The following is a 16,937-nucleotide window of genomic DNA, read 5'->3' on the forward strand; positions in this document are numbered from 1 at the left end:
ATAATAATCAAAAACAAATTAAGACTGCAAGCGAAACTGAGCCACAGAAGCTTGTAGAACTGTAATTTTTTCTACTAAGCTTTGAAGAGAAGTCACCATATTTTCAGATTGAATAGAAGTCTGTTGAGAAATCAGAGCAACGCCTTTAATTTTGTGATTAATTTGTTGAGAAGCATCGGTTTGAGCCGTGGTATTACTGGTAATATTCTGTAAATATTCATCAATATCTTCGCTCGTAATTGCTAAACTTTGAAGAATTTCTTGAGTTTGATGAATCAATTGCGTCCCAGTGACAACTTCTGCGGTACTATTTTCCATCTCTTCTAACACCTTGGATGTGTCTTCTTGAATAGTTTCAACTAGATGTTGAATATCTTGAGTTGCATCAGTTACTTTCACCGCTAAACGGCTTACTTCTTCAGCAACTGCACGAAATCCATCTCCATGTTCTCCAGCACGGGCTGCTTCAATAGAGGCATTAAAAGCTAAGACATTTGTCTTTTCAGAAATTGAAGAAATAATAGTAACAATTTGGGAAATTTCTTGAGAAGATTCTGCTAATTGTTTCAGTTTTTTAGCTGTTCCTGCTACTGATGAACGAATTTTTTGAATACTATTAACCGTATGGATCATAGCAATATCACCTTCCTGTGCTTGTTGACGAGCAACTTGAGCAATTTTAGCGGCTTCTTGGGTCGAATTTGCAACATTTTGAATCGAAGTATTAATGTCAGCAACATCTTGAAAAACTTGGTTAATTTCTTGTGCTTGATTAATAGCTGCTTGAGAAAGATTCTTAATTTCTGTTTCTTCTTCTAAGACAAGACAATTCACTTGGGAGGACACTATTTCTACCTGGGAAACTAATTGACGAAGACTGCGAATTGTGGTGTTAAAAGCATCTGCGACTGAACCCACAACCCCATCAGTTACTTTAGCTTCAACCGTTAAATTACCTTTCTGTGCTTCTTCAATATCTAAGAGCATTTGGATAACTTCATGTTGAAGATTTTCTCGTGCTTTTCGCTGTTTTTCTGCCTCAGCTTCTTGTTGTTGAGCATAGTTAGCTAATTCCGCTTCAGAAGCAACAATACTATCAGCCATATTATTAAAAGTGTTGGCTAATTCTCCCATTTCATCATTAGCAAAGTTTTCTGCTCTTATCTGACGATTACCTGAAGAAAACTCTGCCGTTATTTGTCTTAAATTTTTCAGGGGATTAAGAATTGCTTTTCCTAACAATTTAGCTAAGATAATACTAACACATATTGCCAATAATGCACTGATAGTTTGAAGCCCTAAACTCTGCATAATGAGACTATTTAAAGCATGATGAGAGGTTCCTCTTAGTAAGACTCCAATCGGTTCACCCACTGCATTAAGTAATGCTTTAGCTGCGATTGTATATTCTTGATTATCAATATTAATATTACCAGTTATTACTTGTCCTTGAGCATCAATCGCTTTTTGAAGTAACTTATTATTGGGTAAGATGGGATTTTCTCTGAGCTTTCCTTGAGGGCTGATCAATTGAGATGTTGCTAAACTAAAGTTACCATTTTTTTGGTATAAATAAACCCCACTATAACCACTATTAAAAGCAGTTACGGTGTTGTTAACAATTGGCAGTTTAACAATATCTCCAGAGATTAAAGCTCCAACAATCTCCGCTTTTCCATTCCGAACTGGAGTGATTGTATAACGAATTAAAAAATTAGGTTTACTGCTAGGATTTAGACCAAGATCTTGGGCAAGCATTTTTGCAAAATAATCATTTTCTTTGGCTAATTCGTCATAAGAAATACTTTCTGTTATTTTACTTTGTCTTCCTGATTTTAAAGCTTGAGTTACTAATCCTTGGGGGTCAAAGGAACGTTGATTAACCTTAATATTTCCGGTTGCAATTGTCATCCCTTGGCGATTAACTAAGGTAGAAAATTCTATTTTTTGCTTCCAAATTTCATTGGCTAAAATATTAAGAACTGTCCCATCAGCTTTTCCTTTTTCTGCTGCTTCTATAATGGCGATATTATTAGCTTGACCATTAAATGAAAGCTCCATCTGATCTAATTTTAAGTTATAATTGATTTCAGCAACTTTTAATTCAGATTTAGCTTGGTTTATCAGTTGAAATTGCCCATTAGTAACAATTAAAATACTGCCAACTCCGACTAATCCAACAATTGCTACGATTTCTGATGTCAATAAAACAGCTAACTGTTTTGTTTGAATTGGTAGGTCATAAAATCTCTTTAATAGGCGTTGATAAAATGGGATAGTCTTGATTGTTTTTAGGGAACTATTTTTAGGAATATGCTCTGTATTACTAACTAAGCTTTTGCTTTCCTTCAGGGTTCCTAATGCCTTTTCTGCTATAGCTTTATAAGTGCCATTTGTATCGGTTTTAATGACTTCTTGATAAAGAGATATTGCCCCAATAATATCTCCTGATTTTTCTAAATTACTGGCAGATAAAATTTTATTAAGGCAGTCATCAGTATTAGTAATTTTAGATGAGTCTAAAGCGTCAATATTGGGTAATTCTTTAGAAGAAGACGACGAAAATTTGTGAAAATCTAGCATAATTTGTATCCATTTTTTGCGACATATGTTGCTAAGAATTTAAGAAGAATAGCAAGATTAAAGTTTTAAAATTGCCATTATTGATTAATAGGTGTTTGCAGCAATTGAAACATAATCTCAGAATCTAAAACTCCAATTGGGGTGTTATTCTCAATCATTATTTTTTTGAGAAAAGATTGACATTTAAAAAGTAAATGATCCGATGATAATGACTCTGATTTCGTCTTTAATGTTAAAACTCCTTGCAATTTTTTGACCACTAAAGCAACTTTTTTACGAGTTCCTGTAATGGGGGATTTTAAAATAATTGCTGTTAAGGATTTTGGGAAACTACAGAAGTCTGATTCTAGGTTTAAAAATCGATGAGTATCTAAGATCCAGAGTAATGATCCTTGATGATTAATAACCCCCAATAAATAAGGAGAAACCCCAGGAACTAAACAGATATTATCTGGGTTAATTTGTATTACTGTACCAATATTTTCTAACGGTAGTGCTAATTGAACAGACTGGGATAATTCTACTCCGAAATAATCTTGTTTCATGGTGTTATCTAAGCCTGAACATAATGGGAAACTGTATTAATTAAATGCTGAGGAGCAAAAGGTTTAGTAATGTAGTCATTACCCCCTTGGCGTAAAGCCCAAAACCGATCAAAATCTTCTGATTTGGAGCTACAAAATACAATAGGAATATTCTTCCAATGGGGATTATTACGAATTTTTCGACAAAGTTCTAAACCCGTTTCTTCAGGCATAATAATGTCTAACAAAATTAAATCAGGAAAAGCATTATTTTCTAGCCATTCCCAAGCGAATTTTGCATTAGAAGCGACAGCTGTTGTGAATCCTGCATGAGTTAATAATGCAGAAATAAGTTGTCTTTCGGAATGAGCATCTTCAACGACTAAAATGGTTTTCATGGAATTACCTTTTTGATAAAAAACTCAGGAAAATACTAACTATACGGATTCATCTAATTTTTTATTAAAGTATAGTTAGTATTAGTTTGCATCGGTGTATTGGCTGATTTTTGAAGTGCTAAATGCTGAATAACTTCAATTAATTCTTTGGGATCACATGGTTTGGTTAAGTAATGATCTACTCCAATTAATTTAGCTCTAACTCTATCAATGATTCCTTCTCTCCCTGTTAACATTATGATAGGAATATCTCGTAATTTACTTGATTTTTGCAAGATTTGACAGAGTTCATAGCCACTAATTTGAGGCATATTAATATCCATTAAAATCAAAACGGGTTGATAGCGTCCTAAGGTTGCTAAACACAAGGTAGGATCGGTTAGACTCAAGGTTTTATAACCCGCAAACTCTAGAGTTCTTTGTATATGTTTCTGTACGGTACGACTATCATCAATACAAGCAATAAGAGGAGGAGATGATGATTTTTTTTTGGTTTTAATTGATGACAGTTGACTTTGATAATTTAAAGAATCATCGTTATTTTCAGTAAAGGGCAAAATCTCAATAATGTTTTCTTGCAAAAGCTCATGAAAATCTTCCAAAAAAGTCAACGGTAAAATTCCTCTTTCTTTGGCTAATTCATAAATACACTTCTTTTGAGCAAAATTAAGTAACCAAAAAGAAATTCTAGGAATTTGATGCTGTTTTGATTTTTTTTGCTCTCTCCAAAATTGATAAAATTTACAAGTTTTATCAGGATTAAGATAAAGTCGATTAAAGGGAGTAATGGAATTAATCGATAATTGTTGCCAAGCTTGACTTCTAATGTTAGCACTTTCTAAAATTGTCTCCCAAGAAAAATGAGTCATGGGAGAGATAATTTGATGATCTGGCAAAAATTCAATGATCGGTTTATCAATAGCTAAAACTTGAGCTAAAGCTTCTTCACTCAATTGAAAAATAAGATGCTTTAATTGAGAAAAGGGTAATTGTTTTAACTGCCACCAATGAGTAATTTTTTCATAGTCTGCTACCCCAAATAATGAAGTAGGAGGTGAAAAATCTCGAATATAATAATTCCAGAGACAGACTAATCTATCTTTTTGGCCAGTTTTACTGGTTGCATAATATAGCTTATTTCCCTGAAAATACAATTCCCAGGTGATAGAATGATCTTGAGGATGAGTGACTCTTAAACAACCTGAATGATTACCTGATTTTATGATTTTTTGTAACCATTCGGTTTTGGCATAAAGACTCTTTCTCATAAAATTTGAAAGAAATAAAGAGAACAACTTGTGGGTTAGTTATAGTTTACAAAAATTAAGTGATTAGTTGCCTCATGATATTTCTGTAAATTTATCTAAGTGCATTTATGCTTTTCCTTAAATTTTCTGATTGACGAGAGAAGATATTAGTGGTGATAATCGGAGATGCTAAGACAGTTTGGTTAATTTAAGCTACATTTAAAAAAAGCTTAACTATAACTTAATATTACTGTGTATATAAATTTCCTGTCTATTCATTGATTTATCAAGTTATTTTTCTCAAGAAATGTTCAAGCTTCCTCGTTTTATTTGTTCTCTTTCAATAGCTTCAAATAAAGCCCTAAAATTCCCTTCACCAAATCCTTTAGCTTGTTTTCTCCGTTCAATAATCTCAAAAAAGAAAGTCGGGTTTTCAAAAATTGGTTCTGTAAAAATTTGCAGTAATAGAGGAATATCTAAGTTATTATTTCTCAAGTTTGTTTCTTGATCTAATAAGATATTTTGTTTCATTATATTGTGCCATTCATCGGTGGAGAAATGAAAATCTAATTGTTTATTTAACAAATTCTGATAGTAGGTATTCGGTACTTTTAAAAATTTTAGTCCTGCTGATCGTAATTGATTGGTAACTTGGATGATTTTATTAGTTCTTAGAGCAATATGCTGAATACCTGAGCCATTATTAATGTCTAAAAACTCTTTAATTTGAGAATTATTAGATAACGGTTCATTAATGGGTATCTTAACATCACTCATCGGATGAACCATGACTTGAGAATATAAACCAGACTGTGGAGTTTCAATGGTAAAAGCCTGTTTTTTTTGAAATCCTAAGATACTTTCATACCAATTAGCGGTTATTTGCAACTCCCCAGATGACACATTTAAAACTAAATGATCAATGGCTATAAAATCCCTTTGCTGAGGTAATATTTCACAATGTTCTTTGATACAAGATGCAGGAAGAATGGGGGTTTTTCCCTGACGTTCAACTAGGGTATGAACTAACCCAGAATGACTAATAATTTCACTCCATTTTAAAGAACCTTGGGAGAATTTTTTTTCTTGAATCGGTTGTTGAATAATCCCACCATAACCCTTTACTCTTTCTATAATAGTAGCTAAATTATTGACCCTGAAAGCAACATCAGCAACCCCAGAAGGATGTTTTTCTAAAAATTGAGCGACGGGACTACTCTTTAATAAAGCAGAAGAAAGGATAAAAATGATTGAATTACTCCGGTTACTACTGCCTACAATTTCTGTGTGAGTATGATCATTTTTACCCGTGGCAATGGAAGAAAACCCCATTACTGTGATAAACCAATTTTTCCATTGATTCGCATCTTCTACGTAAAAATGAACGTGGTCGATACGCATATTATTTATAAATTTGAAGGTTTGATTAATAACATTTTAGCGTAATCAACTAAAAGAAGAGATGACTATCTGGTTGGATATTAATTTCCATAGGTACTGCTTGAGGTTCAGCATTGAGCGCATAGTAAACAGCCTCAGCAGCAGTTTGGGCAGATAACATTTTATTGCGATCAACTTTGAGGCTAACATTGTCCCAAAACCCAGTATCAACACCACCAAAATAAAACAGCGTCATCTTAATACCATAGCGTTTTAATTCATCAGCGAAACATTTACTAAACCCCACTACTCCATATTTAGAGGCACAATAAGCAGAGGCCATGGCCATAGAATGCTTCCCCAAAATACCCACAATATTACAAATATGACCAGACCGTTTTTCTTTCATCATATTAGCAGCCGCTTGGGTGGTATAAAAACTTCCTTTCAAATTCAAATCTAGCATCAAATCTAAATCTTCAGGGGTAATTTTATTCCATTGTTTCATCACTCCTGCACCCGCAGCATTGACTAAGACATCAATTTGACCAAAATGACTGACGGTTTTTTCCATCAGGGTTTCTACCTGCTGGGGGTTGGTAATATCCGTAGGAATGGCGATCGCCGTTGCAGTGGTTGATAATTGAGCAGCTAATTCCTCTAATTTTTCAGGGTTACGGGATGCTAACATGAGCTTATTGCCCTCCCTGGCGAGTTTTTGAGCTAAGGTTGTGCCAATGCCTCCTGTTGCTCCCACAATCACAATAACTTTATCTTTCATTTTTCTTTACGTTTCTTTACATTTTCTAGTTTAGCTGAAATTGATAAATTTTTTAGTCCAGAGCAAATCCGGTATATTGTAAAGTTTCAAGACAAATATAGTTAAATGCGGCCATTTATGTCATAAATAGATGTGAGGGGTTAAGAATATTGACGTTTATGGAAGCGTGACAGGCTAAAGCGATCTCTTTTGGGAACACCCTATTCTACTAATTCGTTGGTAAAGTCGATTTGTGTCCCATCAGGTTGTATCAAAATTTTGTCATTGCGAATATTAATTTCCTAGGCACAATCTCTCACAGGTTCATTGAAACTACCGACAAAAAAAACGCCCCCTCTTATAAAACTCAGAGGAGACATGGTAGTAATCTAAATAACAGACTTGATAAAATAAAAACAGTGAAAAGTGTTAGGGAAACCAAGGTCTAAGGCTCAAGAAATATTATCTTGCTCAACGATCTCCAAATCCTAGGCTTTGGCAGACCCTTTTTTGTTAAGTTGGCGTTTGAAAGCACCACCAAATAAAACGGCAGTACCTGCACCTAACATGGTAAGAGGTTCGGGAACGGCGTAACCACTACCAGAATAGGTTAGCATTTCAACGGTGCCACCATTGTTCAGTATTGTGTTAAACCCAGCTAAGGTTCCACGCTTCTGTAAAGTGAAGAACACTTCACCTTCAGAAAGTTCTCCAGTTGAACTCAGGAAAAAACCGGTTGTTAATACTTCGACGGAAACAAAGCGACCCATTTCGGAGAGTGTGAAGCTGGAACCAGTTGCTGTAAAAGTATTCATGCCATCTTGGATAGTAGCAGAATCATTACCGAAATCAAGCCAACCAGCAACAACATTATTGCCAGTGAAACTAAGAGGGCCTTTTACTCCACCTTGAGTGAAGCCACCAAAAGAACCGGTACTAGAATCACCGCTCAGATTAAAAGTGGTTGGAGCATTAAAGGTCAGTTGATCAAGTGACAAATTAACACTGCCTGCGCCAGAAAAACTAAAATCACCTTGGATGGCAGCCGCTTCAGCAGAAGCAGTAAAAGTCATGACACCGGCTGCAGCAAAAGGAATTACTGCAACTGCGCCTAAAACACCAGGTTTAAAACTAAAAATAGACATGAGTGTAACCTCCTTAAAGTGCATACTAAGGATTCTAGAATGGGCAAACAGTTCACTCAGAATCGCTCTTCTTATTGTAATAACAAGGTTTCTGATGACTGTTTAACCACAATACTAAAACCACCACTAAACGGTTAAGTTATAACCTTACGTTGTTATTATGTCTCAATTTGTGAAATCTGGTGTATAAGATAATGTATAACTTCAGATCTTATACATTATTTTTTTTAAACAAAATTTCAGTATTTTAGATAAGTTCAGACAATATTAGACAATATTAGACAACGTTAAAGGATCTTTAGATTATTTTGGAGTTATTACTTGAAAACAGGCAGGAGAGAGACTAAAGGGTGTAGGAGGCCATAGCCGATACACAGTTTAAATACAAAAAAGCCTATATAGGAATCTTCAATGATTTTTACCACTTCTTAACATCTAACCCCTATTATGATGGTTTGTTTTCACAACTGCAATAAGACTACAATAGTTGAAGCCTCTAGATTGATTGGGGATTAGGTCTAAAAAGCAAGAATATCAGATAATTCCCTTCAAGTTTGATGTTAGCATTATATTTTTTGGGAAAAACTCCTCCAGACATTTTGTTAAATCAATACTTACCCTGCCCTGTATAATTAACTTTGTTTAGAGACGAAGAAAAATTACAACTTAATGGATTAAAAGGGGGACAATATATTTAAGTTTAAGAAAATCTAAAATTTCCATATTTTCCCCTTAAACAAATCATTCCTGATTATTGAAAACCAAGTAAAATCGAAGGACAAAGTAAGACAATGAAAGCATTCTGTACTTAGCTTAGGCAACAAATAGGTTAATTGCTTGATTTATGAGAGAGTTATCAAAAGCCAAAAAAACCTCAATTCAATGCTTTAATAAGATCAATAATAAATAATCACCAAAAAGCATTAAGGAGGATTTATGCGTGCAGTGCTAATGGCTGGGGGGTCTGGAACTCGGTTACGCCCATTAACCTGCGATTTACCTAAGCCAATGGTTCCCATCTTAAATCGGCCCATTGCAGAACATATCGTAAATTTACTGAAACGACATAATATTACAGAAATTATCGCCACCTTATATTATCTTCCTGATGTCATGCGGGACTACTTCCAGGATGGGCGAGATTTTGGGGTAGAAATGACCTACGCAGTGGAAGATGAACAACCCCTAGGAACCGCAGGTTGTGTTAAAAATATCGAAGAACTCCTTGATGATACTTTTGTGGTGATCAGTGGGGATAGTATTACAGACTTTGACTTACAAGGGGCGATCGCCTTCCATAAACAAAAAAAATCTAAAGCAACCCTTGTCCTCACCCGTGTTCCCAACCCGGTAGAATTTGGGGTCGTTATTACGGATAAAGACCAACGGATCAGCCGTTTTTTGGAAAAACCCTCCACCAGTGAAATTTTCTCCGATACCGTCAACACCGGAACCTACATTCTCGAACCCGAAGTTCTGCAATATCTCCCTGAAAACGAAGAAAGCGACTTTTCCAAAGATTTATTTCCCCTACTTTTAGCCAAAGAAGAACCCATGTATGGTTATATTGCCGAGGGTTATTGGTGTGATGTAGGCCATTTAGATGCTTACCGGGAAGCGCAATATGACGGACTGGATAGTAAGGTAAAGTTAGATTTCCCCTACCAAGAAAAATCCCCTGGCCTGTGGTTAGGACAAAACACCTATATTGATTCTAGTGCTAAAATTGAACCCCCTGTCCTCATTGGAGATAATTGTCGCATTGGCCCAGGGGTGATCATTGAAAAAGGAACAGTGATCGGGGATAACGTCACCATTGGAACTGGAGCCGACTTAAAACGTCCCATTATTTGGAATGGGGCAACTATTGGAGATGAGTGTTATCTGGCTGCCTGTATTATTGCCAGAGGAACGAGGGTAGATCGCCGGGCCCAAGTCCTAGAAGGGGCAGTTATCGGACCCTTATCTACTGTTGGGGAAGAAGCCCAAATTAGCCCTAATGTCCGCGTCTGGCCGAGCAAACGCATTGAATCGGGGGCAATCTTGAACATCAATTTGATTTGGGGAAATACTGCCCATCGGAATCTGTTTGGTCAACGGGGGGTTACAGGCCTGGCCAATATTGATATTACCCCAGAATTTGCCGTGAAATTAGGGGCGGCCTATGGTTCAACCTTAAAAGCAGGGTCACAAGTGGTTGTTTCACGGGATCAACGGGGATTTTCTCGCATGATCAGCCGTTCTTTGATTGCAGGATTGATGTCTGTGGGGGTCAATATCCAAAACCTAGAAGCCACTGCCATTCCTATCTCCCGTACCATGACTCCCAAGTTAGGGGTTTACGGTGGGGTGCATCTACGGGCCCATCCTGATCGCCCGGATCACATTCTGATCGAATTTTTTGATGAACAGGGGATTAATATTTCTAAGTCCCAAGAGAAGAAAATCGAGGGGGCCTATTTTAAGGAAGATTTACGACGGGTGGGAATTCCTGATATCGGTAATATGTCCTATCCGGCCCAAATTATTGAAACCTATCGTCAAACCTTTGAAACTCAACTAGATGTTGAGGCGATTCACAATAGCGAGTCAAAAATTGTCATTGACTATGTTTATGGGGTGTCTGGCGCAATTTTACCGCAACTTCTGACTAAGTTTGGTTGTGATGCCATTGTGCTTAATGCCAGTTTACGACAAACGACCATATCCACGGAAGAACGAGAATCTTTGTTACATCAACTGGGCCAGGTGGTGGAAGCTGTGAAAGCCAATTTAGGGGTACAAGTTTCAGCCAATGGGGAACAGTTTATTTTGGTAGATGAATCAGGATTACCCATCAGGGGAGAATGGTTAACGGCCTTGATGGTTAATACCATTTTTACGGCCTATCCCAGAAGTACGGTAGTGGTTCCCGTGGAAGCATCGAGTGCAGTAGAACAAATTGCCCGTCGTCATGATGGTAATGTGATTCGGACAAAAGCTAATCCTACGGCCTTGATGGAAGCGGCCCAAACTAATCCTAATGTTTCCCTAGGGGGAAGTGGGGATATCGGGTTTATTTTCCCGCAGCTACACCCTGGATTTGATGCGATGTTTAGCATTGCTAAATTGTTAGAAATGCTCACCTCTCAAGGGCGATCGCTGGTACAAATTCAAGCTGAGTTACCCCGTGTTTGTCATAAATCCTATTCCTTACGCTGTCCCTGGAAGGTTAAAGGGGCTTTAATGCGCTATTTGGTGGAAACTCATAGTCCCGAACAATTAGAGTTAATTGATGGGGTCAAAATTGTGAATCCCCAAAATGATAACTGGGTCTTGATTTTACCTGATGCGGGAGAACCTCTTGTTCATATTGTAGCCAACAGTGATGATCGAGAATGGGTTGATCACAGTCTCAAAGCTTATCGTCAAAAAGTACAAAAGTTTATTGAACAAGAACAAGGGGATATGGTTAGTATGTAAAAATGGGTGTTGAGGGTGAGGAAAGGTCTGTTAAAAGTTCATTTTTGAGAAAAATTGGGAGTTTAGTTGATGAATAGTTTTGTGTTAATGGCTAAGGTAATTCGTAGTCCTGAATTACGTTATACCCAAGATAGTCAAAAGGAAGTAGCTCAAATGTTGGTGGAATTTGAGGGAAGACGGACGGAAGATCCTTCTGCTACCCTGAAAGTCGTGGGATGGGGAAATTTAGCTACACAAATGAAAGAGACTTGTCATGAAGGCGATCGCGTTATTATTGAAGGCCGTTTATCTATGAATACCTTTGAACGCAAGGAAGGATTTAAAGAAAAACGGGCCGAATTAGTCGTTTCCCATATCTATCCCCTGGATAGTCATTCAGTCACTGCTCCTGTTGATAATGTGATACCGTTTGATACCTCAAAATCTTCCGCCAAGACTGATAGTCTTTATACCAGCGACTTTGAGGAAGAAGAAGGCCTAGAAAGCAGTTCAACAGTGATCGATTCTGATTCTAGCAATGGTGGTTCAGATCCGATTCCTTTTTAATATCGGTTTTAAGTACCTAAACAAAATTAATTGTAGGGTGGCCATTGCCCACTCCTATTAATAGATGTTTATTGAGATGTAATCAATTAAACAAATCCAACAAACAAAAATCCCCTACCCGAAGATAGGGGATTTATTTATTTTATTGACTTAACATGAGGGGTTTAGAGTTAACCAAACTTACCCGCAGTTGAAGCAATAAGGAACGCCGCATAAGTCAGGATATAACCCACCGTAAAGTGAGCTAAACCAACCACACGAGCTTGTACGATAGAAAGAGCCACAGGCTTATCTTTCCAACGAACTAAGTTCGCTAAAGGTGTGCGTTCGTGGGCCCAGACAATAGTTTCGATCAACTCTTGCCAATAACCACGCCAAGAGATGAGGAACATGAACCCAGTTGCCCAAACCAAGTGTCCAAAGAGGAACATCCAGGCCCAGACAGATAAGTTATTAACACCGTAGGGGTTATAACCGTTGATCAACTGAGCAGAGTTTGCCCAGAGATAATCCCGGAACCAACCCATTAAGTAGGTCGAGTTTTCGTTGAACTGAGCAACGTTACCAGACCATACCCCTAGATGCTTCCAGTGCCAGTAGAACGTCAACCATCCTAATGTGTTGAGCATCCAGAACATGGCAAGGTAGAAAGAATCCCAAGCGGAAATATCACAAGTACCACCGCGGCCAGGGCCATCACAAGGGAAGGCATAACCGAAGTCTTTCTTATCGGGCATCAATTTAGATCCCCGTGCATCTAAAGCACCCTTAACCAAGATTAAGGTAGTGGTATGTAACCCAAGGGCGATCGCATGGTGAACTAAGAAGTCACCAGGCCCAATGGTTAAGAACAGGGAGTTAGTACCGCTGTTGATGGCATCTAACCAGCCAGGTAACCAAACATTGGCATAGTTAGGATAGGCAGTGGTAGCGATACTATCAGGATTAGACAAAAGTACGTCAAATCCATATAACGCTTTACCATGAGCCGCTTGAATCCATTGAGCAAACACAGGCTCAATAAGGATTTGCTTTTCAGGTGTGCCGAAAGCTACAACTACGTCATTGTGGACATATAACCCTAGGGTGTGGAAACCGAGGAACAAGGACACCCAACTTAAGTGGGAGATAATTGCCTCTTTATGTTCCAACATCCGGGCTAACACATTATTTTTGTTAGCTTCGGGGTCATAATCACGAACGAAGAAGATCGCGCCGTGAGCAAAAGCACCCACCATTAAGAATCCAGCAATGTACTGGTGATGGGTATAGAGAGCCGCTTGAGTGGTGTAATCCTTCGCAATAAAGGCGTAGGAAGGCAAAGAATACATATGTTGTGCCACCAAGGAAGTCACAACCCCTAAACAAGCCAACGCTAAACCGAGTTGGAAGTGGAGAGAGTTGTTAACGGTGTCATACATATTCTTATGACCGTCACCTAATTTGCCACTGGGAGGTCTGTGAGCATTCAAGATTTCCTTGATGCTGTGACCAATGCCCCAGTTGGTGCGGTACATATGGCCCGCAATGATGAAGATTACCGCGATCGCCAAATGGTGATGGGCAATATCCGTCAGCCACAAGGACTCGGTTTGAGGATGGAAGCCACCTAAGAAGGTTAAGATAGCGGTTCCAGCCCCTTCGGATGTGCTAAAGACATGGCCAGCCGTATCAGGATTTTGAGCATAAACTCCCCAATTTCCGGTAAAGAAGGGTAATAACCCAGCGGGATGAGGGGGAGTAGACAGGAAGTTATCCCAACCGACGTGCTGTCCGCGAGATTCGGGGATGGCAACGTGAACCAAGTGACCCGTCCAAGCTAAGGAGCTAACCCCAAACAAACCAGCTAAGTGGTGGTTGAGGCGAGATTCAGCATTTTTGAACCAAGCTAAATTAGGACGGAACTTAGGTTGTAAGTGTAACCAACCAGCGAACAGGAACAAAGAAGACAGAATCAAGAGGAAAATAGACCCTTGATACAGTTCTCCATTGGTTCTCATGCCGATGGTATAGAACCAGTGGTACACCCCAGAATAGGAGATGTTAACTGGATAGGAAGCACCTGCTTGGGTAAAGGCATCAATCGCGCCTTGACCGAATTGAGGGTCCCAGATCGCATGGGCGATGGGACGGATGTTGAGGGGATCTTTAATCCACTGCTCGAAGTTACCTTGCCAGGCTACGTGGAAGAGGGTGCCGGAGGTCCACAGAAAGATGATGGCGATGTGACCGAAATGAGAAGCAAAAATCTTTTGATAAAGATTCTCCTCAGTCATTCCATCATGGGTTTCAAAATCGTGGGCCGTGGCTATCCCATACCAGATCCGACGGGTAGTGGGATCTTGAGCGAGATCCTGGCTAAATTTGGGAAATTTAGTTGCCATAGCTTTTTAGGAAATTCTCCTCTCTAAAACAATGAGGCTCATGCAGAATTGCTGCTCATTTCCTGATGTCATGATTCCTTGTAGCCAACAGACTACAGGAGGGGAAAAACGGCTAGGATGCCGTCTTTATTTTAAAGGTAGAGGATAAAGGACAAAGAAAATTTGTCCTTTTCCCCTAGATTAGCCAATCGATAGGCTTCGTGCCAGGAAGAAGGCCCAAGTGGTAACAATTCCTCCTAACAGGTAGTGAGCGACACCCACAGCCCGACCCTGAATAATACTCAGTGCGCGAGGTTGAATAGCAGGTGCAACATTCAACTTGTTATGAGCCCAAACAATGGACTCGATCAGTTCTTGCCAGTAGCCGCGACCGCTGAACAGGAACATCAAACTGAAGGCGAAGATGAAGTGACCGGCTAAGAACATGATGCCATAAGCCGATAAAGCTGAGCCATAGGAGTTAATCACATTGGCTGCTTGCGCCCAGAGGAAGTCCCGTAACCAACCGTTAATGGTAATGGCACTTTGAGCAAAGTTACCCCCGGTTACGTGACTAACGGTACCATCAGGGTCAACGGTTCCCCAAACATCAGACTGCATCTTCCAACTGAAGTGGAAAATCACAATGGATAGGGAATTGTACATCCAGAACAAGCCTAGGAAGACATGATCCCAACCAGAAACTTGACAGGTACCACCCCGTCCAGGGCCATCACAGGGGAAGCGGAAGCCTAGTTCACTCTTGTCAGGAACGAGACGAGAGTTACGGGCGTAAAGTACCCCTTTCAGGAGAATTAGGACGGTTACGTGGATGGTGAAAGCATGGATATGGTGAACCATGAAATCAGCCGTACCCAGGCTAATAGGCATCATAGCTACTTTGCCAGCTACCGCAATGGTTTCGCCACCAAAGGCATAACTAGCGGTTGCTAGAGCATGGGGCGCAGTGCCACCAGGAGCCAGGGTGTGAATATTCTGTACCCACTGAGCAAAGATAGGCTGCAATTGAATCCCCGTGTCCGAGAACATATCTTGGGGACGACCGAAGGCTCGCATCGTGTCATTGTGGACGTACAGTCCGAAGCTATGGAAGCCAAGGAAAATACAAACCCAGTTGAGATGGGAAATAATAGCATCTCGATGACGAAGCATCCGATCCAGCAGGTTGTTGACGTTCTTGGCGGGATCGTAATCCCGAACCATAAAGATTGCCCCGTGCGCTCCCGCACCGACGATCAAGAAGCCACCAATCCAAACATGGTGAGTAAACAGGGATAACTGGGTTCCGTAGTCGATTGCCTGGTAAGGATAGGGAGGCATAGCATACATATGGTGCGCCACAATGATGCTTAATGATCCCATCAGTGCCAAGTTAATCGCTAACTGAGCGTGCCAAGAGGTGGTCAGGATTTCATATAATCCTTTGTGACCTTCTCCGGTGAAGGGCCCCTTATGAGCTTCGAGAATTTCCTTCATGCTATGGCCAATGCCCCAGTTGGTGCGGTACATATGACCAGCAATGATGAACAAGACTGCGATCGCCAAGTGGTGATGAGCTTGGTCGGATAGCCACAGACCGCCTGTAACGGGGTTTAAGCCACCCTTAAAGGTCAGGAAGTCAGAATAAGCTGCCCAATTTAGGGTAAAGAAGGGGGTCAGCCCTTGAGCAAAACTGGGGTACAGTTCCGCCATTTTGCTGGGTTCCAGAATAAACTCATGAGGCAAGGGGATGTCTTTGGGAGCTACCCCTGCATCTAAGAGTTTATTAATGGGCATAGAAACGTGAATCTGATGACCTGCCCATCCCAATGAGCCACAGCCCAGAAGAACGGATAAATGGTGGTTCATCATGGATTCTACGTTTTGGAACCATTCCAGCTTGGGAGCTTTTTTGTGGTAATGGAACCATCCAGCAAACAGCATCAGGCCAGCCATGACTAACCCACCAATGGCAGTGCAGTATAGCTGGTAGCTATTGGTGAAACCTGACGCTCTCCACAGATAAAACAGACCAGAGGTGATCTGGATTCCGTGGAAGCCACCTCCCATATCCCCGTTCAAAATGCCTTGACCCACAATGGGCCAAACCACTTGCGCGCTGGGTTTGATGGCGGTGGGATTCGCTAACCAAGACTCGTAATTAGAAAACTTTGCGCCATGATAATACATGCCGCTCAGCCAGACAAAGATAACGGCTAAATGACCGAAGTGCGCGCTGAAAATCTTCCGCGAGACATCTTCTAAGTCGCTGGTTTGACTATCAAAATCGTGTGCATCGGCGTGGAGGTTCCAAATCCAGGTTGTGGTTTTTGGGCCTCTGGCCAAGGTTCGGTCGAAGTGTCCGGGTTGTCCCCACTTCTCAAAGGAAGTTGGGACGGGATCGCTATCTACCATGACCTTAGCTTTCGCCTCAGGACCTTTTGTCATGAGGGTTCTCCTCTCTGGACAATAAACTTTAGGGTTTTCCTATTGAGGACAGTGTAATAGAAGATGGGCAAAAATAGGAGC

Annotated in this window: 11 protein-coding genes; 2 read left to right on the forward strand and 9 right to left on the reverse strand. The window is 40.0% G+C overall.

All coding sequences use genetic code 11. The features are described from left to right. Positions 1 to 18: 18 nt before the first annotated feature. The 7 genes from VB715_RS02890 to VB715_RS02920 all read right to left on the reverse strand — a co-directional run bounded on the left by VB715_RS02890 (position 19) and on the right by VB715_RS02920 (position 8,037). Entirely contained in the window at positions 19 to 2,583 is a 2,565-nt protein-coding gene (locus VB715_RS02890) for a methyl-accepting chemotaxis protein (RefSeq protein WP_323299680.1), read from the reverse strand. 77 nt (positions 2,584 to 2,660) lie between these two features. Next, on the reverse strand, positions 2,661 to 3,128 hold the full coding sequence (locus tag VB715_RS02895; RefSeq protein WP_323299681.1) for a chemotaxis protein CheW: 468 nt from the start codon (positions 3,126 to 3,128) through the stop codon (positions 2,661 to 2,663). 8 nt (positions 3,129 to 3,136) lie between these two features. Beyond that, on the reverse strand, positions 3,137 to 3,505 hold the full coding sequence (locus VB715_RS02900) for a response regulator (protein ID WP_323299682.1): 369 nt from the start codon (positions 3,503 to 3,505) through the stop codon (positions 3,137 to 3,139). A gap of 53 nt (positions 3,506 to 3,558) precedes the next feature. Further along, the gene (locus VB715_RS02905; RefSeq protein WP_323299683.1) at positions 3,559 to 4,773 is read right to left on the reverse strand and encodes a response regulator; all 1,215 of its coding nucleotides are present in this window, start codon (positions 4,771 to 4,773) and stop codon (positions 3,559 to 3,561) included. Between the two features lie 279 nt (positions 4,774 to 5,052). Further along, positions 5,053 to 6,153: a 4-hydroxyphenylpyruvate dioxygenase gene (gene hppD, locus VB715_RS02910; protein ID WP_323299684.1), complete on the reverse strand. Its 1,101-nt coding sequence runs from the start codon at positions 6,151 to 6,153 to the stop codon at positions 5,053 to 5,055. A 49-nt stretch (positions 6,154 to 6,202) separates the two neighbouring features. After that, complete coding sequence (locus tag VB715_RS02915; RefSeq protein WP_323299685.1) at positions 6,203 to 6,913, reverse strand: SDR family oxidoreductase; 711 nt, start codon at positions 6,911 to 6,913, stop codon at positions 6,203 to 6,205. 467 nt (positions 6,914 to 7,380) lie between these two features. Continuing rightward, complete coding sequence (locus VB715_RS02920; RefSeq protein ID WP_323299686.1) at positions 7,381 to 8,037, reverse strand: PEP-CTERM sorting domain-containing protein; 657 nt, start codon at positions 8,035 to 8,037, stop codon at positions 7,381 to 7,383. 936 nt (positions 8,038 to 8,973) lie between these two features. Here VB715_RS02920 and VB715_RS02925 point away from each other — a divergent pair. Then, positions 8,974 to 11,499, forward strand: a complete 2,526-nt coding sequence (locus tag VB715_RS02925; protein ID WP_323299687.1) for a mannose-1-phosphate guanyltransferase — start codon at positions 8,974 to 8,976, stop codon at positions 11,497 to 11,499. A 69-nt stretch (positions 11,500 to 11,568) separates the two neighbouring features. After that, complete coding sequence (locus VB715_RS02930; protein WP_323299688.1) at positions 11,569 to 12,045, forward strand: single-stranded DNA-binding protein; 477 nt, start codon at positions 11,569 to 11,571, stop codon at positions 12,043 to 12,045. A 170-nt stretch (positions 12,046 to 12,215) separates the two neighbouring features. On the opposite strand, the gene psaB is transcribed toward VB715_RS02930, so the two are convergent. Both psaB and psaA read right to left on the reverse strand, forming a co-directional pair. Next, complete coding sequence (psaB, locus tag VB715_RS02935; protein ID WP_323299689.1) at positions 12,216 to 14,429, reverse strand: photosystem I core protein PsaB; 2,214 nt, start codon at positions 14,427 to 14,429, stop codon at positions 12,216 to 12,218. Positions 14,430 to 14,609: 180 nt separating this feature from the next. Beyond that, positions 14,610 to 16,856: a photosystem I core protein PsaA gene (gene psaA, locus VB715_RS02940; RefSeq protein ID WP_323299690.1), complete on the reverse strand. Its 2,247-nt coding sequence runs from the start codon at positions 16,854 to 16,856 to the stop codon at positions 14,610 to 14,612. Positions 16,857 to 16,937 lie beyond the last annotated feature (81 nt).

Source organism: Crocosphaera sp. UHCC 0190 (assembly GCF_034932065.1).
Lineage (GTDB): Bacteria > Cyanobacteriota > Cyanobacteriia > Cyanobacteriales > Microcystaceae > UHCC-0190.